The sequence below is a fragment of the Luteolibacter flavescens genome, from assembly GCF_025950085.1.
GTDB lineage: Bacteria > Verrucomicrobiota > Verrucomicrobiia > Verrucomicrobiales > Akkermansiaceae > Haloferula > Haloferula flavescens.
The window spans coordinates 245,644-263,830 of the sequence record NZ_JAPDDS010000008.1 but is presented as its reverse complement, the minus strand read 5'-3'; the positions used below and the strand labels follow the sequence as shown (position 1 = coordinate 263,830).

The following is an 18,187-nucleotide window of genomic DNA, read 5'->3' as shown; positions in this document are numbered from 1 at the left end:
CTCAGATGAATCCGAGTCCGACGCGCCGCTTGAAGGTTTCGAAGTCCTTGCGGAGGGCGGCGTGATCGCGCTCCAGCCGCGCGAGCCGCTGGGCGTCGGACTCCGGCTTTTCTCCCCCCGCTGCTGCAGCGCCTTTCATGCCATGGTCAGCCGCAGGCGAGGGGAGGTTTGTCGATGTCCCAACCGTGGGAGCGCAGGAAGATTGTGGGCCAGCTTCGCTGGTGCCCGATGGCATGTCGGTCATGGGGGTATTGTTCATGGATGGATCTGGGTTCATAGGGTTACGACTGGCCCCCATTTTCATCGCAGGGAGCTTCAACTTGGCGGATATGCTGTTGGTTCGATCGACGGGATTGGTGGCTCTCGATGCCGTCCCCTTGCTTCCGCTGCATGCGGGTCACGATCTGCAGTCCCAACATCCGCAGGCTGCGGATGAGCAGATCCCGGCGGAGCCGCGCTTCCCCGACATTGTCCGTGCTCAATGGGAACTTCAGACGACGGCCGATCACCTTTCGGCTGGTGAAGAGCGTGCATCGCATCACCCAGCCCTTCTTCCGGTCGCGGTAAAGATGATGGTTCGGGCACTCCGCCACCGTGGGTCCCTCTCCGCCTGGTTCAGCCGTCGGCTTGTCGTCGCCCCAAAGCTTCCCGAGGGCAGCGAGATCGCTACTCCCAAGGGATTTCAAGAACTCCATTTCGTCCTGACTGTTCATCGGATTCAGCCTGCTTTTTCTGGACTCTAAAAATTACCTCCGAACCCCTCGCGCGCGCCCGTGTAGGCGGGGGAAAATGGTGATTACCCCTTCACGATTTCGGCGGCTTGTGACCCGGGAACTGGGGTTGGAATCGGCCTTTTCTAACAGGTTCGTCCTGGGGTGCCGGGAAGCCGTGCACGAAGCGGAGATTGCCCTTGTTTAGGATCAGCGGCAGGCGCTCGCCCGTCTTGGAATTGTGGCTGTCCTTGGCAATCAGCACGTAAAGGTGCTCCCCGTAGTTCTCTTTCTTCTTGTCCCGCTCCTGTGCGATGTGGAGCCACCAGTCGGCATCTTCCTCGATCGCTCGCGCCCCTTTGGTATCGGCATCTTCGGTGACTTGTGAGAGCACCACGATGCAGATGCCGAGCTCGTGGCCGAGTTCCTGAAGGGTGTTCGAGATCCCGCGCAACTCTGCCTCTCCGGTGTCCCCCTTCACCCGTTCCCCGCGGATGAGCGCGATGTGATCGACGAAAGCGACCTTGATAGAATGACGACGATGATAGCGGCGGATCTCCGCAACGATGGTGGCAAGTCGCCGATTCGGGGGCTTCCGGACAAAGAGATGATGCGTGATCCTCTCCACGGCCCCGCGGACCGCCCTCAGCTCTTCCACCAGCGGCTTTGTCCTGCCGTCCATGCTGGCGTGGCCGCGTGGGTCCTTGACGACCCCGTGATGCACGCCGGCTTGCTGGATCACCGATCGTTCGAAAATCGACACGTCACCTCGTTCAAGGGGCAGGTAAAGCGTCGGCACGCTGTCGGTGGCCAGGTTGCTCGCTATCTGGGTTGCGAGGGTCGATTTCCCGCCCCCAGATCGCCCGGAGATGATACCGAAGTGGCCGGGATGAATGCCGCGGAGATTGTGATCTATCTCCGGGATTCCGAACGGGATTCCCATGGCGACCTCTTCGCCATTCAGCCGGCGCTCGTAGGATGCGAGGAATTCGCGGGCCAAGGCCTTCGTGTCACGAGGTGCCTCCACCGCGGCGGCGGCATCGAAAACTGCAGTAACCGGCCCACTGAGGGCCTGGAGGTAGCTGTCGCCATCGGAGCAGTCGTAAGCAGCCTCCATGGCTCCGGTGGCGGCCGCAATAGCCAGTCGGCGCGCGTGGCGGTCTCGGAGCATTTCCAAGTGTTGAACGAAGTGGTGCCCATTCGGGGCGTAGGTGAAAACGTCGGTGAGGCCGGCGGGCCCGCCTACCAGGTCGAGCGCTTCGTTGTCGTGAAGACGCTGGCAGGTGGAAACGAGTTCCCATGTCTTACCGGCGCTTGCGAAGTCCTCGAAAAGGATGCGATGCGCCGGCAGGTAAAAGAGTTCCGCATGGATCGGCAGCGGGCTTTCTTCCAGGGTCCAATCCCCTTTGAAGAGGCTCGACAGCACGGACTTCTCCGGACCGAGGGCATGGGGCAATTGTCGGATTTCGTGGTCTGCGTTCATGGGATTTCTGAGCGCCAGAGACGGGCGCGGTCCAGGTCGATGGTCCAATTGTTCAGGAGCGTGAGAAGGTCACGGCGGCGGATGTCGCGGTCCCCGACATCGGAGGCCAGATACCACGATTCCAGTAGTTCGACGTCTTCCTCAGGTGGCTTGATCTCGAAAAGCGCGATACCCTCCGAAAGCGTCCAGATCGTGTCAGGGCGTCGGTTGAACCACCCGCCAATGCGTTGCATGAGTGGAGTGTTTCGCAGGCACTTCACCCGGTTGCGCTCGCCCTTGGGGATGTTTCTCCAGCGGTCTGGCAGGCATCGATCTCTCGTCTCGGCTTCACGACTGGCCACCGCCCCGTCCCCTCGGGGGACTACAGGGGGTTTCTTCTCTTCTCCTATCTTCTCTTCTCTTATCGGTTCCCGATGGGTTGATGACGGGTTATCGATGGGAAACCCATGGGTTTCCGATGGGTTATCTCCGGTCATATTACGATGGTTCTTTGGCGGCCGTCCGCCCTTCTTTCCATTGGTCCAATTGGCGATCAGCGAGGCATTGTATTCGGCCCATCCGACGACCATGAGCACGGCTCCCTCTCGCCCGATAAAGCCGGCGACAGTGAGCGCTCGCTCGATATCTGATGCGCTGCCTGGGTAACGGCACACCGCTTTCAGAGCCTCAGCCGGCAGGTTGTCGAAACTGGCCGTCTTCCGGTTCTGGCAGTGTCCCCACAAGCGAATCAGATAGACGGGAGCCGCCTCGTCACCGCCCAAAGCATCCACCACCATCCGGGTTTTCCAGTGGTCGGGGAAATCAGGATCCACGATCATCCGGGCACCTCCACCGTGAGCGGGATACGCGCCCGTTGGGGGCCACTCGCACCCGTTGCGGGTTCCGCTTTTGTGGGGCAGCTTCCGGTCAACGACGACTGAGGGCGGCCTGTCTGCGGCAACGCGGGCGGGCCGCTTCGTTTCCCGGGCGGCCCGCTCATGCGGCACCGCCTTTCTTCATCTGCGCCCTGTGGGCCAAGGCTTGATCCACCGCCTCAAGATCGAAGCGATAAACCCTACCTTCAGACACAACGGCAGGAATGATGCCGGCATGGTGCCAAGAGAGGACCGTGGGAACGGAAGTGCTTAGGTGATCGGCGAGCTGGCGCGGCGTTGCCCGCCGCGGATTGAATACTGGAGCACTCATAACGTGCTCACCTATTTAATCCGTTTAACCTAGTTTACGACAGACGCCACTGGCCCCCCCGAAAATCGCACTGTAGTCCATTAGCATTAGAAATGCGTCTGACCGGATTGCCGCTAATTGGAGCGCCACCGGGATCACATGGGTCTCCTGAAATAATTGGATGTAATTGGTCTCCAATAACTTATGTCGTTATTTTCCCACGGTGTGGCAGTTCCGAAACCGGCAATAGTTGCCGGTCCACTTCTCGATGGGCTGTCCTATTCCGTGTCGCACCAAAACCGTTCGGAGAATTGCGGGTGATTGTAACAATTTTATAAGCAGCAACTTGCGGATGTTTTTTTGTCGTGGAGGAAGACGTCAAAAACCTGACAGGCTGGCCCGCCAGCGATCTTAGGCCACACTGACCAATGAAACTACTGTCCCGTTAGGACCTGTTGAAAGGATTTCGAGGGCTTCCTTTTTGCTCATGCGGGCAACGTAGTGCTTTCTCAGCACATCATGGCCTCCCGTGTGACCAAACTTGAAGGTGAGGTCTTCAAGTGGCGTTCCGATCGCGACTTGGACGGATGCGCAGGTGTGGCGGCATCCGTTCGCAGGCCATGCACCGCGACTTGGTGAAGGTGGATGCTGGAGCAGTTTGGATTCCACCGCCCAGCCCGCCAATCGCCGAACCGCGCACGAAACTGAACGCCAGTTCCCGCCAGTGAGGAGATCCTCTGCTCCAGCGTCTCCGCGGTAGGCATCAAGCCAGGCCCTTAAGGTGGGACATATCGGAACAAGTCGGCGCGCATGCTTTTTAGCAACGGAGCGGCCGATCTCGATGTGATCTTCTAGCACGCTCGCCCATGTCAGCCGTGTTAGTTCTTTGGATCTAACTCCACCGAAAATGGAAACCGCGAATGCGATAGCAGCCTCTGGGCGGAATTCCTCAGCCGCCTTCAGCAGGGCTTTCACCTCCGCTGCGCTCAATGAAATGATGTCAGCCTCGCCAGCTTCTTTCCGAAATTCCAAAGCATCTACAGGGGCCATCGTTGCCCATTGCCTGGGCTCCTTGCAGGCCCACCGCCAGAACACGCGGAGATTCCGAATGTGCATCGCCCGAGCTGTCGGTTTTTTCTCGGACAGAATCGAAGCGAGATCCTCCGTGGTGACGTCGGCAAGCACCGACTCGTGGAGCGAGCTCATGGTCCTCTCGAGAGTGTAGGCGTAGCTCTTGGCTGTTTCCTCACGGATCGTCTCTGCTTTCGCGGTGGTGAAAGCAATGACGGCGTCTCCAAGGAGCTGTGACGAATTCCGCGCTGCCCACATTTTCAGATAGGATCTGGCCGCCTCCAAGAGGGTTGCTCCCGTCGGCTCCAGAACACGAAGAGCAGCAACAGCATCGTCTGCGACTCTCGGAGGGAGCACGGACGCCTGCTCTCCGTGGGCACGATAGTCATTTCTGACCTTCTTCGCCTCAGCCGTGGCCAGATCCCTTGTGGAGAAGTATCTTCGCTGGAGTTTGCCGGTGTCGGAAAGGCTGGCCGGGATATGCAGGAGCCATCCTTTCGGGGTGTCCCTGACCTTGAATGAGGGGGTTCGAGGCATGCCAAGATGGTGCATTTATCGCATCCAAAGTCCAGAAAACCCCTAAAATGGGTTAAATCGCTTTTCTGATGCGGTTAAAGCACAGTGGCTTGTGATTTCTTCACGAGATTCAGGTTCTAGTGGGGGCAACCCCGTGGAGGTTCGAGTCCTCTCGCGCGCACGCTTTTGTTAGTCAATGAGTCCCGAAGCTGAAAGGCCTCGGGATTTTTTGTTGGGGGTGGATTCTGGAAGGTATTTGGGTGGTGATTCAGTGAAGTGGTTTGGGAGTCATCCCGGAAGGTAATCCGGAACGCGCCGGATCGGCAAAGCCGGGAGCGCTGGCTTCAGCCGGCTTGGACAGACCGGCGAACTCCGGGCAAAAGCCGCTTTCCACGGAGCGGCCCGCTGGGAGCGCGTGCCACCGGCTCGCTTGGATAGTTCGGCGAAGCGACCATGCATGCCCGCTTCCTGATGATCTCGTGTGAGCAGCTTTTACCCGAGGTTCCACGGCTGTCCAAGCGGGCCAGTGGCCGCGCGCTCCCAGGGGGGGCTTTCGCAAAGGGCTGCGCCTAACCGACCACACCGGCACCCGCCTTCGACCGCTTCAATGCCGCTGCCAGTGCGCTCTCCAGAGTCTTCGGTGCCACCGGTTTGATGAGGTGGTCGGAGAAGCCTGCTTCCTTCGACTTCTCCACGTCGTCATGCTGGCCGTAGCCGCTCATGGCGATGCCGATGATGCCCTTGCCGCGCAGCCCGGACATCAGCTCGTAGCCAGTCGCATCCGGCAGGCCGATGTCGCTGATCAGGATGTCAAATTCGCGCGTCCCGGCGAGCTGGAGCGCGGTCGCCACGCAATCTGCCTCCGTCACCTCGTACTCCAGCGTGCGCAGCCACAGCACCACGGCCATGCGCGCGTCGCGATTGTCCTCCACCACGAGCACGCGCGCCTTTGCAGGCATCTCGGTGCGGCTCGTCACCTCCTCGCGCGGCGTCGCGGAGGACGTACGGAAGCGCAGCGTGAAAGTGCTGCCCTGGTCCTTGCCCGGGCTGTGCGCCTCGATCCGTCCGCCCTCGTGCAGCTCCGCCAGCGACTTGCTGATCACCAGCCCGAGGCCGAGCCCGCCGAACTTCCGCGTCATGTCCTCGCCCCCTTGCTCGAAGGGCTTGAAGAGCTTCGCCATGATCTGCGGCTCGATGCCGATGCCCTGGTCTTGCACGGAAACCTGCACGTTCCCATTCGCATCATTCCACGAGCGGATGGCGATGGCGGTCCCGGGCCGGCTGAACTTGCTGGCATTGCGAATCAGGTTCCACAGGATCTGCTGGATCCGCACCGGGTCCCCGTGGATCTGAGATGATGTGGCTTGAAGGTCCTGTGTGATCGTCTGCGACTGCTCCACCAGGCCCGGGGCGCAGACCTTCACGGCCTCGGCCACCACGTGGTGAAGGTCCACCAGTTCCTTGCGGAGCTGGATCTTCCCCTCGGTCACGCGCGTCAGGTCCAGCAGGTCATCGATGAGGCGGGTCTCTACCTCCACGTTCTTGCGGATCATCTTCACCAGCTCCTTTGCCTGCGGGCCGAGCGTGGCGTCCTCCTCCAGAAGATAGGTGCCCATCAGTGCCGGGGTCAGCGGCGTGCGCAGCTCGTGGCTCAGCACCGCGAGGAAGGAGTCCTTCGCGCGGTTCGCCGCCTCGGCCACCTCGTTCGCCAGCGTGAGGCGCTCCTTCTCCTTTTGCGCGGAGAGGTCCGTCACCACCAGGCACAACACCGGGTCCTCCGTGGTGGCGACGCGGCTGCCGGTGATCAGCACCGGTAGCACGCCCGCGCCATGGGCGATCTCCGTCTCCGTCTTCACGAAATCACTGTCCGCCAGCCCGCGCACGATCTCCTCCCACACGCCGGGTCGCAGGAAATCCGCCACACCCGCGCTGATCACGCGCTCCAGCGGCAGCCCCACGAAGTCCGCGAAGCGCTTGTTGCAATACAGCACCATCCCGCCCTCCGTGGCCGTCACCGCGCCCTCGCGCATCTGCTCCACGTAGATCCGGTAGGGCTCCTCCGCGCCGCTCAGCGTGTAGATCTGGCTGCCATGGTCACCGCTCACCACCACCGCATCCACGTCGCCGGACTGGATGGCATCCAGCGTTTCCTGCACCTCGCGCAGCTTCTGGCGCAGGGTTTCCATTTCCGCCCGGTTCACCCACTGGTGATTCGGCGGGGCGTCGGCGGCAGGGGAGGCGGCGTTCAGGCCGTTGGCACTCATGGTTCTGCTTCTGGCTTCAGAGTTCTGCCCAGTTGACCTCGGGCCGGGTTTTAAGGTTCAGCGCCATCAGCACGCGCTCGCGGTCGTGGAGATTTCCCACCACCTTTTGCTCCGGCACCGGCTCGCGCTTGAAGAGCGTCGGCGCGGCCACGATCTGGTCGCCCGCCAGGCGCTCCGGGGATTGGTAGATGTCCACCACCTCCAGCTCGTAGCGACCGGCCAGATGCTCCTCGCACAGCTTTCTCACCGTGGCCACCGCCAGGATGGACTTCGCCGTGTGGCCGGTGACGAAGAGCGTCATCTTGTAAAAGGACTCGTCCGGCGATCCGCTGATCAGCCGGTCAAATTCCAGCTTCGCCAGATCACTGGCCGATGGAGCGCCGTCGGAGCCGCCATCGGCCGCGTCGCTCTGGATTTCTGGAATCATGATGGAGTGGAAGGAGGGTTCAGGATCGGCGAGCCGAGATCGAGGTCGTTTACAAGTCGCTGGATGTCAGAGAGGCTGCCGATGATCCGCTTCTGGGGGTCCGGCTGTTTCCGGATCAAGGTGGGAATAGCGACCACCTGGTACTGCTTTGCAAGCGACGCTTGTCCGCGTGTCAAATCCACCAGCTCGATGCGGTAGCGGCCGGGCAGGTAGTGGTCGCAGGCCTTCCGCAGGTTCGCATACGCCATCACGGATTTCGGGCTCTGGCCGGCCACGAAGAGCATCAGCTCCCATGGCTGGTGGCCGTTCCCGTTCTCATGGGGGATGCCCGGGGCATCCGGCGGTCGGGTCGGGTCGTCCGTGCTCATGGATTATTGGCGGTTGCGGCTCAGGTTCATGGCGGCGGAGTCGGAGGCGGTCACGTCGTCGCGCGTCCGCTGGTCGCTGGTCATGCGCTCCAGCTCCTCCTGCGCGGCCAGGTGCTCGGCGCGCAGCACCTCGATCTGGGCGTCCAGCGCGCGTTTCTTTTGCTCCAGCTTCAGGCGGTTCATCCGCTGCAGGTCGGACTCCACGGCGGCGGTCACCGCCTCGCGCTGCTGCTGCGCCAGGCGGGCGGAGCCGGTCAGCACGCCCTCCGAGCCCAGGTAGGCGGGGATGAGGTCCACGCCCTCGCTGGTGATGAGGAATTCGCGGAGCTGGTTCGAGTGGCGCATCCCGCGCGACTTCAGCACGTAGAGCACGCGGTTCCGCTCGCCGTAGGACTCCACGTCGCGCACCAGCAGCCAGGTATCCACCATCGAGCTGAGATTCTCGCCGCTGGTCTCCAGCCCGGCACCGCTTCCCTGTACCAGGCTGATGAGGAGGGTGGTGATGCCTTTTGCCCGCAGCAGGTCCACCAGGCGCAGCAGCATCTGTGTGCTCTCCTCGGACGTCGCCGCGGTATTCAGATTCGAGATCGGATCGACGATCACCACGTCGGGTGCGAATTCCAGCACGGCCTTGTGCATCTTCACCAGGTGCATCTCCAGGCCGTAGGCCGTCGGACGCGAAGAGGCGATCTGCAGCAGCCCGCTGTCCAGGTGCGGCTGCAACTCCCGGCCGATCGAGCGCATGTTCCGCACGATCTGCTTCGGGCTTTCCTCGAAGGAGAAGTAAAGGCAGCGCTTCCCCTCCTGGCAGGTCTTCTCCGCCAGGTGCGCCGCCAGCGTGGACTTGCCCGTGCCGGAGGACCCGCTCAGCAGGATGCAACTACCTTCATAGTAGCCGCCGCCCAGCATCTCATCCAGCGCCGCCACGCCCGTAGGCAGGCGCTTGTCGGAGACATCGTAGTCCATCGATGTCGCCGTGATCGGCAGCACCGACATCCCCTCGGAGTCGATCAGGAAGGGGAACTCGTTCGCGCTGTGGGCGGAGCCGCGGTACTTCACCACGCGCATCCGCCGCGTCGAGATCTGGCCCACCACGCGGTGGTCCAGCAGCACCACGCAGTCCGAGACATACTCCTCCAGCCCCTGCCGCGTGAGCTGGCCATCGCCGCGCTCGCCCGTGATCACCGTGGTCATCCCGCGGTCCTTCAGCCAGTCAAAGAGGCGGCGCAGCTCCGCGCGCAGAACTGTCTGGTTGCTGAAGCCGGCGAAGAGCGTCTCGATCGTGTCCAGCACCACGCGCTTCGCATTCACGGACTCGATCGCGAGCTGCAGGCGGACGAAGAGGCCCTCCAGATCGTAGTCGCCATTCTCGTCCATCGCCTGGCGGTCCACCACCACGTGGTCCAGCGCCAGCTTCCCCTCGTTCACCAGACCGGGGATGTCCCAACCGAGCGAATCGACATTCGTGATGATGTCCACCGGCGTCTCCTCGAAGGTGATCAGCACGCCGTGCTCGCCAAACTCGCGGATGCCGCGGACGAGGAATTCCGAGGCGAAGAGCGACTTGCCGCAGCCCGCCGAGCCGCACACCAGCGTCGGGCGACCCGCGGGCAGGCCGCCCAGCGTGATCTCGTCGAAGCCCTTGATGCCGGTGGGTGCCTTGACCAGGCGGTGCGGGACGAGCTTTTCTTCAGGAGCGTGGGCGTGCATGGAGCGGGGCTATGAGGAAGGAAATGGCCTGGCCCGACGCGCACCGCAGGAGTCGGTGTCGTCAGGTTCTAACGCACAATCCTCCGCCCCGCTGCACCCGTTTGCAAGGCAACTTGATGCACGTCCCGGAAGTTTTTCCACGCCCCCGCTGGGAGTCCTCCCCAGCCGCCGGGGGAAGGCCAGAGCCTCAGAATTTCAGCGGGATCGCCGCGGTCCGTCCGGCATCGTCCATCGCGGAAATGCGGGTCACCTGATGCTCGCCCACCAGCTTCCGGATCTCCTCGCGGGTCATCGTCACCTTCGCCGGTGCCTCGTCGCGGAACTCGCGGAAGGTGCGGATGTCATCGCCCTCCCAGAAGCCGAGCACGCGCACGCCCGCGGGCGCGGTGATTTCCACGGACTGCTGCTCGGCCAGGTGGCGGATCTCCGGCTTGCCGTCCGGCTGCCGCGGTGCGTCCGGCTGGAACCATGGATTCCACCTCAGGAAGGACGCGCTCACCGGCGCGAACCACGCCTCCTCCTCCGGGCGGAAAGTGCCCGCGGGACGGTTTGGCCACGGCTCGGAGAAGGTGAAGAAGCGGTTCAGCCCGTCGAAGCCGCGCGTCATGATGCAGCGCGGGTCCTTGCAGTGCGGCAGGTCGAAGGTGTGGCCCATCTCGTGCAGAGTTGCGCCCAGCGTGGTCGAGGCGAGCGCCCACCAGGTATTGCGCCCGGCGCTGTCGTCATGCACGCGGGTGGCATCCACGCGGCGTCCATCGGTGAAGCTCGCCTGCACGTTTGCCAGCGAGTCCGGCCACGAGAAGACGGACGCGCTACCGAAGAGCCCCAGGTTTCCCCCGCCGAGCGCCGTGTGCGCCAGCATCCGGCCGGTCGCCGGGTCCTTCCGCGTGAAGGCGGCCAGCACCAGGTTCTTCGCCGTGGGATCGGCGTGGTCGGTGTTGAGGAATTGATACGTCTCCCTCCAGAAGCGCTGGTCGTCCTTCTGGCCATGGTAGTACTCGCGGGAGTGCGGGGACTTGATGGTTTCCACCTTCACCTTGCCATTCTCATCGGTCTTCAGCGCGAAGGTCCGGCGGCCGTAGCCCAGCTCGTGCATGCGCTCCGCCGTGAAGCACTGCATCAGCAGCGCCGCGGTGCGCACGCGCGCTTCGTAGTTCTGCGGGAAGCCATCCTCGGGGGCCGCGTAGTCCGTCGCGCCGCTGCTGTCCGTCAGCCAGATGAGCCGCACGTGATGCGGATTCGTCATCGGCTGGTAGGTCACCGTCAGGCTCGCGGCCTCGCTGGCACCCGTGTCGGTCAGCTCCAGCTTGTTCACGCCCGAGGACAGCTCGACCAGCGCCTTGTATTTCCCGCCGGCTGCCATCGCCGGCGTGGCGGTGGTCGTGCCGTCGGCAGCGGTGAGCTTCACGCTGACATCCTTCCCCTCCGTCGAGGTCCCGCGGATCAGGATCACGGAATGCCGCACCGTCTCCTCCGGCTTGAAATTCTCCACCGTCACCGCCGCCCCCGGCGAGATGAGGCAAAGACCGAGCACACCGAGACCCGCGCGAAAATATCGACTCATGCCGCCGAACCTAACGGCCCGCCCCGCGGTGGCGATGCCTAATTCCCCGCCGCAGATGTACCAAGCCGGGCCTCCACGAGCAGCACCACGTGGCGCGCGAGGGTGCGGAGCAGGCGGCCCTCCACCTCGGTCAGCTCGCGGGGCTTGCGGTCCACGATGAGCAGCGTGCCGAGCGCGTGGCCGTCCGGCGAACGCATCACCGCCCCGGCGTAGAAGCGGATGTGCGGCGAGCCGGTCACCGCGGGATTCACCGTCGTGCGCAGGTCGCAGCTCGCGTCGCGCACCACGAAGAGCTCCTTCCCCGACTCCACGGCATGCGCGCAGATCGAGCACGTCAGCGGCGTCTCCCTGCAATAGAGGCCCACCTCCGCCTTGAACCACTGCCGGTGCTCATCGACGAAGCTGATGGCCGCGATCGGGACATCGAAGAGCTCCGTCACCAGGCGGACGAGCTTTTCGAATTCCTCCTCCTTCGGCGAATCGAGGATGTCATAGCGGCGCAGCGCCTCCAGGCGGTCGGTATTCGAGCAAGCGGGGAGTTCCATCACGGCCCCGGAGCGATAGACCGGGAGCGGGAGTTTTCAAGCTGGAGATGAAGGTGAATGTCCGCATCGCCCCGACTGGGAACGCGGAATTCATTCCGCCCGATCAGCATCTAACAGCCCGCCATCACCCCGTGCCATCGTGGCCCGCCAGGGCGCCAGCCCCTAGGAGCGCCGGTCAATAGACCGGCCCGAGTGGTCTCCGACTGCGGATGGAAACCGGGTGCCATCGTGGTCCGCATCGCTCCGCGTGCGGTGCACCGGTAGGGAAGCCAGCGATGAAGCCCGCCACCATCACCCGCCTGCAAGCAAGCCACCGGCAAAAGCTCTCCCTCGGAAAAAACCGGCTTCCCGAAGCCTCAATAACAAAGCCCGCCGTCATCACTGCTTCGCCGCACGCGGAGCGATGCGGACCACGTTGCCGGACCGGCGCACTTCAGCCTCGCCTAGTCACAAGTCTCTGCCCGGCTCCTCGATGGTGGTGCCATTAAGAACCACCGTAAAAATATTGCAGCTCAGGCAAAGCGTATTCCCGCTTCCTTTTCGCAAACTCCGCTTCGTCAAACGGGCCTTCCACGAGATCCTCGCCATTCATGAACCCGTCGTCCCGCGACTTCATGAAATAGTAGAACAACCGGCTTCCATCGGGTCCTTTCCTTGCTGCCACGATCCACGTGTCATCGGCACCCGCGGCGATCACCGTTGCTTCGACACGCCCGATGTAGTTTCCACTGTCGACCTCCCTGCCAAGCTGTTGGTCCTCGATGGAGCCAATCGAATAAACGGCGTAATCCCCGCTCGACCACTTCTTTCCCGGATCGCAACTGCTGGATAGCAGGCAAGCGAGCATTGCGATGGTCGGCCGGAAGGAGCGCAGCCACGCCTTCGTGAAACACTGGATTTCGGAGGTCTTCATCATGGGTCTTCTGTTCGGCTTTGATCGGGTTTCAAAGGAGGAGGGGGCCACCATATCACTTCGCCGCACGCGGAGCGATGCGGGCCACGATACCGGACCGATGATCCCCGAGAAAAGGTCCGCATCGTTCACCACCCGCCACGAGCTGTTAGAGTCCCAGCTCTTCCCGCAGTTCCTCGAAGAGCCGGTCTTCCTTCACTTTGTGCACCCTCGGCACCACCGCCTGGCGCATGCGTGGCTTTCGCGCGGACTTGGCGTGCGTGGCCTCGGGGATGCGCTTGGTTTTCACACGCGGTGTCGGTGGCGGGGATTGCGGCTTCATCGCGAGCCCGAGCCGGGGGTGGTGGATGCGGAGGTGGTCGGCGGCGTGGACTTGTTGTCGAGCGTCTTGCCGGCGGACTCGATCCAGTGCTGGACGAAGAACTTCTTCTCGTTCGTCAGCAGCTTCGAGTCGCGCCCGAGGATGGGCCGGAGCGAGGTGGTCATTTGCAGCGTCACGAGCAGGAAGATGATGCCCCACACGCTGAAGGGCCCCTTCGCCACCGCGCCCGTGCTCGCCACGGCATCGCCCAGGAAGCGGAAGCCGAAAATGAGCGCCACGAACCACGCGAGCAGCGAAAGCACGCCCATGAAGCCGAGCGAATCCGTCGCCTGTGTGAAGATCCACACCGCGGGCGCGAAGCCCAGCAGCAGCAGCCCCGTCAGCGCGAGCATGCCCGCCAGCGTGGCTGCGAGCTGCGATGCCCCGGCCTGCGACCCCGCGAGGCAGGAGAAGATGTAGAGGCTCGGGAAACAGATGAGCCCGGCGATCACCAGCCCGCCGGTGATCTTCAGCGGCGCCGCCCACATCTGCGTGCCCATCGCGAAGCTGCCGAGCACCGCGCCAAAGACGACGAGCGACAGGATGGCGATCGCGAGGAAGGGCACGAATGCCCCGTGGCCCGGCGTCGCGAGCCGCCGCACCAAGGCGCGCGGGCTGCGCAGCAGCGCCTCGAAGAGCGAGCGCAGGTCGAGCTTGTCCGGCAGTTCCGGCTCGATGCGTTGACCCGCGGGCGGCGGGGATGACGGTGGCGGCGCGGCATTTCCCGGCGCATACCAGTGGTGGGGCGGTGGCGTGTTGTCCTGGCTCATGGTCTCGTGGTGGTTTCTGTTAGATTGCGGGTTGGAGATTGGTTCCGTGGATGGAGCGTGCGGACCACCGGCCATGCGATGAGCGCGAGGGCGGCGAGGAGTCCGGCGATGGCGAGGGCGGCATTCCCGCCGGTGCTGCGGTCGAGCGCGAGCCACACCGCCTCGTAGAAGCTGCCATTCATGGGGTCCGGCCGGAAGAAGGCGACCTCCAGCCGCGGCGAGCCGAAGAAGGGCCGCAGGATCCAGGAGAATTGCGCGCCGAGGAATCCATTCCCCGCCAGCCACGCGAGCATCGTCAGCGTCGCCACGCCGGGGGAGGGGCAACGCTGGCGCAGGATGCGATGCAGCGTGAGCGTCCCGGCGATGCCCGCGAGCGCCACGAGGAAGACATGGAAGAGCAGGTAGCCCGAGTGCGCCGCTCCCGCCTGAGGGGAATCCGGCGGCGGCGCATCCAGCGCGAGCATCAGCGTCACCGGGGCCAGCGAGCCGAGCATCAGCGCGGAAGCGGCGAAGGCACTGAGCAGCGCCAGCAGCGATTGGCGGAAGCCGAGCCCGCCGAGCAGGATGCCCAGCAGGCCATTCAGGATGCCATTGCAGCACAGCGTGCAGGCGACGAGCAGCGGCATCTTCACCGCCACATACAGGCCCATCACCGGCGAGCGCCAGTAGCCTGTGGTGAAGCCATACGCCGCGAGTGACAATGCCGCGAGGCCCGCGATCCGCGCGATCTTCCCCGGCGTCGGGTCATCGAGCAGGTCGGCTTGCGGTTGCAGCAGGCGGCGGATCACGATGCGGAGGGAAATCCCTCACCGTGAATGCGGAATGAACCGCGGGTGAAAACTTGGCCCTGACTTTGAGAAGGGGAGGGGTGGGGGATCGCCAGCCCTGGGAGCGCCGGTCATCAGACCGGCCCGCCTCACCCCGCGCCCCGCTCGTCTCCCCAATTGCTCCAAAACATCTCCGTGAAAAGCCCGCATCGCCCCCCACTGGGAACGCGGAATTCATTCCGCCCGAGCACCGTCTAACAGCCCGCCATCACCCCGTGCCATCGTGGTCCGCATCGCTCCGCGTGCGGTGCATCGGTAGGGAAGTAGGTGAAGAGATCCGCGATCGTCACTCGCATGAAAGCACGCCGCTCCTTGAAGCAGGCTTCTTGGCAAAACCGACCGCTCCGAAGCCACTATACGAGGCGCGCCTCCAGAACTGCTTCGCCGTACGCGGAGCGGTGCGGACCACTTTGGAGGGCGGCTTCGGCCTTTGGGGTGTGGCCCGCGGCGAGATGGCTTCGGGCCGGTCTGATGAGCGGCGCTCCCAGGGAGGCTGCGCCTCTGATTCCAGCAGATCCGCGATCTACAATCTTAAATCTCAAATCTCAAATCTCAGATCTCAAATTTCTGATCTCCGACATCCGACATCTGATCTCCGTCCTCCGATCTCCGCCCTACTCCCTCCCGCTGCCCGTGACCGGCACGTCCGCGGGGGCGCCGAAGACATCGAGCTCGCGCCAGACGAACCCGTGCTGCACGGACCCGGGGACGCGGCCGGCGGTTACCTTGATGGCCTCGATTCCCTGCGCGAGGCGACCGTCCTTGCCGGTCACCGTGACCTTCGTCGAGCCGCCGCTGGTGAGCTGCGCTGGCAAGGGATCGTAAACGACGGACGCCAGCGGCATCCAGTCGCGGCCCACCGGCTTCACCTCCATGGTCCATGCCTGGTTGCCAAAGCCGACATTCTCCCAATCCGCCAGCGAGCGGATCATGGTGATGTTGTATCCGGCACCGTTCGGGCCGATGCCGAGCCGATACTCGGCGGTGGCACCTACCGTGGTCCACGCGCCCTGCACCATGTCGCCCTGCACTTTCTGAAAGCCCGCGCCGTGGATGCCATCGGTCAGCTCCAGCGGGCTCGCGTTGTTCTGCAGCTTCCAGCCGGTGGTCAGCGGGACGATGCCCGTGAGCAGGTCGTCCGCGCTCGCCTCATTCTCATAAGCGCGATCCACGGGGCTGGATTCCTTGCTCACGATCACATTCGACTCCGGCTCCACGCCCGGCAGGCTGGTCAGGAAGCGCCCGCGCCTCACCGGGATCTCCTGCCACTCGCCCGTGTCCTCCGCCGCCTGCGCCGTGCCCGCGCCCACGCGCTTGCTGGTGCGGCGCCCATGGCGGCTCGTCGCCTCGATGCTGCCGTGGAAGACATGCACCTCGGAGAGGAAGGCCGGGTCCGCGATCACGCCGAATTCCGCGCCCGTTTCCTTCAGGATCAGGTCCGGCGTGCTCACCTTGAAGTCCGCCGCCTTTTCCGGCACGTGGAACCACGCGGTGCCGCGCTCCAGCTCCAGCAGATCCTTCCGATACAGCCGGAAGCTCGCGGGCCCGCGCACGATGCCGCGGACGCCGGAGGAAAACTCCAGCTCCATGGTGCCGTCGCCGATCTCGAGCTGCGATCCCGGCTCCAGAAATGGCCCCTGTGCCCTCTGTCCCGTCGGGGCCAGTTCGCTGGTCACGCTGATGTCCGTGCCCGGGCTGGCCGTGTAGCGCAGCGGCGGTCGCTGCGATTGGCGCCACGCCATCATGCTCCCCGCGAGCGTCGCCAGCAGTGCCACCACCGCGGCGGCGGCCAGCATCCACCGCCCCCTCCGCGGGAAGCGTACCGGCGGGGCGGGCGGCATGATCTCTTCTAACAAATCCGCGGGCAGCCGGTCCGGTCCCTTCGCGCGAAAGCTGAGCAGGTGATGCAGGTGCAGGTACTCGCGGTAGCACGCGCGCGCCTCCGGGTCCCGGCGCAGCACCTCCTGCAGCGCGGCGAAGTGCTCGTCCTCCAGCGTGCCGTCGAAGAAAGCCTGCAGGTGTCTTTCCAGATCGCGGCGGTTCATCATGAGCGCAGGTGGGCGATGGCGATTTCCCCGGAGATGCACTTCCTCAGTGCCGCGCGAATGCGGAAGAGGCTGACGCGCAGCGACTCCACCGGGCGGCCGCACTTCGCCGAGAAGTCCTCCAGCCCGGTGGCCGTGTAGTAGCGGTGCTCGATGAGCCCGCGCTCCGGCTCGTCCAGCCGGCCCAGGCACTTCTCCAGCGCGCGCAGCTTTTCCTCCAGCTCATCCGGCCCGGCCTCGCTCTCCGTGGCCAGCAGCTCCAGCAGATCGTCCTCGAAGGAGCGCACGCCGAGCTTCGCCACCCTCCGCCGGTGCGCCATCGCCTTGAAGCGCGCGATGGTGCACGCCCATGCGCGGAAGTCCGTGCCGGGCTCGTAGGTCTCGCGCTTCTGCCACAGCACCATGTTCGTCTCCTGCAGCACGTCATCCACGCCATCCACGCCGGGCATCAGCGAGATGATGAAGGCGTGAAGGCTCGCCTGGTGACGGGCGATCTGGCAGACAAACTCGGCTTGCAGGGCGTCCTCGGGGTCCATGCGGTCTTGTGCTCTTTGCAAGGATTCCCGATGGAGGCGGGACGTTAACAGATTTTTCCGGGAAATCTCCGCGGTGAAAATTTTCTCAGGAATCCGTTAACGCCGGAGGCAGGTCGGGAATCTCCGCAGGAATCCCCGATACCGATGAAAAACCACAGCTCCCCGCGCATCGCTTTCTCCGCACTCGCCTCGCTCTTCCTCGCCGCCGCACCGGCCCGTGCCGCGGTCACCTTTCTGAATGGCTTCACCGGCAGCGTCTCCGAGGTGAATAGCACCAGCGAGCTCGCCTACGCCGCGAATGTCAGCAGCACCGACCTGCTGAATGGCAAGGTGCCTGCCATCACCGGCTGGAACCTCACCAATGGAGCCCATCCGAATGAACTCACCGATGGCGTCCACGGTGCCACCTTCGCCGCGGCGGGGAATCTCGTGGACGGCGGCTGGACCACGGTCGGCGCGACCGCCACCTACGACCTCGGCGGCGGCGCGAATGGCCTGGGCTACGACATCACCTCGCTCCAGAGCATCGCCGCGTGGGTAGATGTCCGCTTTGGCAATCAGGCGTGGACCGTCGCGGTGCGCCCGGTCGGCAGCATCAGCTTCACCGATCTGGCCACCATCAATTACCAGCCGCTCACCGCCGGAGGGGCGACGCAGGTGTCCCTCACGGGCCTGAATGTCACGGGTGTGAATGCCATCCGCTTCACCGCGCTGCAGGTGAATGGCGGGACGAATGCAGGTGCCTTCGTCCCGCGCGAGATCGATGTCTTCGGCGCGTCCACTGTGCCAGAGCCCGGTGCCGCGCTGCTCGGTGCGCTCGGCACGCTGCTGCTGGTCAAGCGCCGCCGCGTCAGCAACGCGCGCTGATCTGATCCTACACGCCGCATTGCTCCCGTCTCCTCTCCCGCTCCCG

Annotated in this window: 19 protein-coding genes; 2 read left to right on the top strand and 17 right to left on the bottom strand. The window is 64.1% G+C overall.

Annotation, left to right across the window (positions count from 1 at the left end):
• Window position 1: 1 nt before the first annotated feature.
• Window positions 2-139: a hypothetical protein gene (locus OKA04_RS15820; protein WP_264502157.1), complete on the bottom strand. Its 138-nt coding sequence runs from the start codon at window positions 137-139 to the stop codon at window positions 2-4.
• On the opposite strand from OKA04_RS15820, the gene OKA04_RS15815 reads away from it, so the two are divergent.
• Window positions 138-743: a hypothetical protein gene (locus OKA04_RS15815; protein WP_264502156.1), complete on the top strand. Its 606-nt coding sequence runs from the start codon at window positions 138-140 to the stop codon at window positions 741-743. The two genes, OKA04_RS15820 and OKA04_RS15815, sit on opposite strands and share 2 nt — an antisense overlap.
• 61 nt (window positions 744-804) lie before the next feature.
• On the opposite strand, the gene OKA04_RS15810 is transcribed toward OKA04_RS15815, so the two are convergent.
• The 16 genes from OKA04_RS15810 to OKA04_RS15740 form a co-directional block, all read right to left on the bottom strand.
• Window positions 805-2,193, bottom strand: a complete 1,389-nt coding sequence (locus OKA04_RS15810; protein ID WP_264502155.1) for a DnaB-like helicase C-terminal domain-containing protein — start codon at window positions 2,191-2,193, stop codon at window positions 805-807.
• Window positions 2,190-3,005 carry a hypothetical protein gene (locus OKA04_RS15805; protein ID WP_264502154.1) on the bottom strand — a complete coding sequence of 272 codons (816 nt, stop codon included), beginning with the start codon at window positions 3,003-3,005 and terminating at the stop codon, window positions 2,190-2,192. Before OKA04_RS15805 ends, OKA04_RS15810 begins: the two co-directional genes overlap by 4 nt.
• Before the next feature lie 163 nt (window positions 3,006-3,168).
• Window positions 3,169-3,378: an excisionase family DNA-binding protein gene (locus tag OKA04_RS24775; protein ID WP_425503689.1), complete on the bottom strand. Its 210-nt coding sequence runs from the start codon at window positions 3,376-3,378 to the stop codon at window positions 3,169-3,171.
• Window positions 3,379-3,768: 390 nt separating this feature from the next.
• Window positions 3,769-4,965, bottom strand: a complete 1,197-nt coding sequence (locus OKA04_RS15800; protein WP_264502153.1) for a tyrosine-type recombinase/integrase — start codon at window positions 4,963-4,965, stop codon at window positions 3,769-3,771.
• Between the two features lie 548 nt (window positions 4,966-5,513).
• Window positions 5,514-7,208 carry a hybrid sensor histidine kinase/response regulator gene (locus tag OKA04_RS15795; RefSeq protein ID WP_264502152.1) on the bottom strand — a complete coding sequence of 565 codons (1,695 nt, stop codon included), beginning with the start codon at window positions 7,206-7,208 and terminating at the stop codon, window positions 5,514-5,516.
• A 16-nt stretch (window positions 7,209-7,224) separates the two neighbouring features.
• Window positions 7,225-7,635 carry a circadian clock KaiB family protein gene (locus tag OKA04_RS15790; RefSeq protein WP_264502151.1) on the bottom strand — a complete coding sequence of 137 codons (411 nt, stop codon included), beginning with the start codon at window positions 7,633-7,635 and terminating at the stop codon, window positions 7,225-7,227.
• Window positions 7,632-8,003, bottom strand: coding sequence for a circadian clock KaiB family protein (locus OKA04_RS15785; RefSeq protein WP_264502150.1), 372 nt, complete (start codon window positions 8,001-8,003; stop codon window positions 7,632-7,634). Before OKA04_RS15785 ends, OKA04_RS15790 begins: the two co-directional genes overlap by 4 nt.
• 3 nt (window positions 8,004-8,006) lie before the next feature.
• Window positions 8,007-9,713, bottom strand: a complete 1,707-nt coding sequence (gene kaiC / locus OKA04_RS15780; RefSeq protein WP_264502149.1) for a circadian clock protein KaiC — start codon at window positions 9,711-9,713, stop codon at window positions 8,007-8,009.
• 187 nt (window positions 9,714-9,900) lie between these two features.
• Window positions 9,901-11,277, bottom strand: a complete 1,377-nt coding sequence (locus OKA04_RS15775) for a hypothetical protein (RefSeq protein ID WP_264502148.1) — start codon at window positions 11,275-11,277, stop codon at window positions 9,901-9,903.
• Window positions 11,278-11,315: 38 nt separating this feature from the next.
• On the bottom strand, window positions 11,316-11,822 hold the full coding sequence (locus OKA04_RS15770) for a GAF domain-containing protein (protein ID WP_264502147.1): 507 nt from the start codon (window positions 11,820-11,822) through the stop codon (window positions 11,316-11,318).
• A 484-nt stretch (window positions 11,823-12,306) separates the two neighbouring features.
• Entirely contained in the window at window positions 12,307-12,738 is a 432-nt protein-coding gene (locus OKA04_RS15765; RefSeq protein ID WP_264502146.1) for a hypothetical protein, read from the bottom strand.
• A gap of 145 nt (window positions 12,739-12,883) precedes the next feature.
• A complete protein-coding gene (locus OKA04_RS15760) occupies window positions 12,884-13,057 on the bottom strand; it encodes a hypothetical protein (protein ID WP_264502145.1) in 174 nt (57 codons plus the stop codon).
• Entirely contained in the window at window positions 13,054-13,866 is an 813-nt protein-coding gene (locus tag OKA04_RS15755) for a hypothetical protein (RefSeq protein ID WP_264502144.1), read from the bottom strand. The genes OKA04_RS15760 and OKA04_RS15755 overlap by 4 nt, the downstream gene beginning before the upstream one ends.
• Window positions 13,863-14,654 carry a hypothetical protein gene (locus OKA04_RS15750; protein ID WP_264502143.1) on the bottom strand — a complete coding sequence of 264 codons (792 nt, stop codon included), beginning with the start codon at window positions 14,652-14,654 and terminating at the stop codon, window positions 13,863-13,865. The genes OKA04_RS15755 and OKA04_RS15750 overlap by 4 nt, the downstream gene beginning before the upstream one ends.
• Before the next feature lie 653 nt (window positions 14,655-15,307).
• A complete protein-coding gene (locus OKA04_RS15745) occupies window positions 15,308-16,741 on the bottom strand; it encodes a FecR family protein (RefSeq protein ID WP_264502142.1) in 1,434 nt (477 codons plus the stop codon).
• A complete protein-coding gene (locus OKA04_RS15740) occupies window positions 16,738-17,274 on the bottom strand; it encodes a sigma-70 family RNA polymerase sigma factor (RefSeq protein ID WP_264502141.1) in 537 nt (178 codons plus the stop codon). The genes OKA04_RS15745 and OKA04_RS15740 overlap by 4 nt, the downstream gene beginning before the upstream one ends.
• Before the next feature lie 144 nt (window positions 17,275-17,418).
• On the opposite strand from OKA04_RS15740, the gene OKA04_RS15735 reads away from it, so the two are divergent.
• Window positions 17,419-18,141: a hypothetical protein gene (locus OKA04_RS15735; RefSeq protein WP_264502140.1), complete on the top strand. Its 723-nt coding sequence runs from the start codon at window positions 17,419-17,421 to the stop codon at window positions 18,139-18,141.
• The last annotated feature ends 46 nt before the right edge of the window (window positions 18,142-18,187 follow it).

Coding starts and splice junctions, on each gene's coding strand:
- OKA04_RS15815 (WP_264502156.1), top strand. CDS start 138: ATGCCATGGTCAGCCGCAGGCGAGGGGAGGTTTGTCGATGTCCCAACC.
- OKA04_RS15820 (WP_264502157.1), bottom strand. CDS start 139: ATGAAAGGCGCTGCAGCAGCGGGGGGAGAAAAGCCGGAGTCCGACGCC.
- OKA04_RS15810 (WP_264502155.1), bottom strand. CDS start 2,193: ATGAACGCAGACCACGAAATCCGACAATTGCCCCATGCCCTCGGTCCG.
- OKA04_RS24775 (WP_425503689.1), bottom strand. CDS start 3,378: ATGAGTGCTCCAGTATTCAATCCGCGGCGGGCAACGCCGCGCCAGCTC.
- OKA04_RS15800 (WP_264502153.1), bottom strand. CDS start 4,965: ATGCCTCGAACCCCCTCATTCAAGGTCAGGGACACCCCGAAAGGATGG.
- OKA04_RS15795 (WP_264502152.1), bottom strand. CDS start 7,208: ATGAGTGCCAACGGCCTGAACGCCGCCTCCCCTGCCGCCGACGCCCCG.
- OKA04_RS15790 (WP_264502151.1), bottom strand. CDS start 7,635: ATGATTCCAGAAATCCAGAGCGACGCGGCCGATGGCGGCTCCGACGGC.
- OKA04_RS15785 (WP_264502150.1), bottom strand. CDS start 8,003: ATGAGCACGGACGACCCGACCCGACCGCCGGATGCCCCGGGCATCCCC.
- kaiC (WP_264502149.1), bottom strand. CDS start 9,713: ATGCACGCCCACGCTCCTGAAGAAAAGCTCGTCCCGCACCGCCTGGTC.
- OKA04_RS15775 (WP_264502148.1), bottom strand. CDS start 11,277: ATGAGTCGATATTTTCGCGCGGGTCTCGGTGTGCTCGGTCTTTGCCTC.
- OKA04_RS15770 (WP_264502147.1), bottom strand. CDS start 11,822: ATGGAACTCCCCGCTTGCTCGAATACCGACCGCCTGGAGGCGCTGCGC.
- OKA04_RS15765 (WP_264502146.1), bottom strand. CDS start 12,738: ATGATGAAGACCTCCGAAATCCAGTGTTTCACGAAGGCGTGGCTGCGC.
- OKA04_RS15760 (WP_264502145.1), bottom strand. CDS start 13,057: ATGAAGCCGCAATCCCCGCCACCGACACCGCGTGTGAAAACCAAGCGC.
- OKA04_RS15755 (WP_264502144.1), bottom strand. CDS start 13,866: ATGAGCCAGGACAACACGCCACCGCCCCACCACTGGTATGCGCCGGGA.
- OKA04_RS15745 (WP_264502142.1), bottom strand. CDS start 16,741: ATGATGAACCGCCGCGATCTGGAAAGACACCTGCAGGCTTTCTTCGAC.
- OKA04_RS15740 (WP_264502141.1), bottom strand. CDS start 17,274: ATGGACCCCGAGGACGCCCTGCAAGCCGAGTTTGTCTGCCAGATCGCC.
- OKA04_RS15735 (WP_264502140.1), top strand. CDS start 17,419: ATGAAAAACCACAGCTCCCCGCGCATCGCTTTCTCCGCACTCGCCTCG.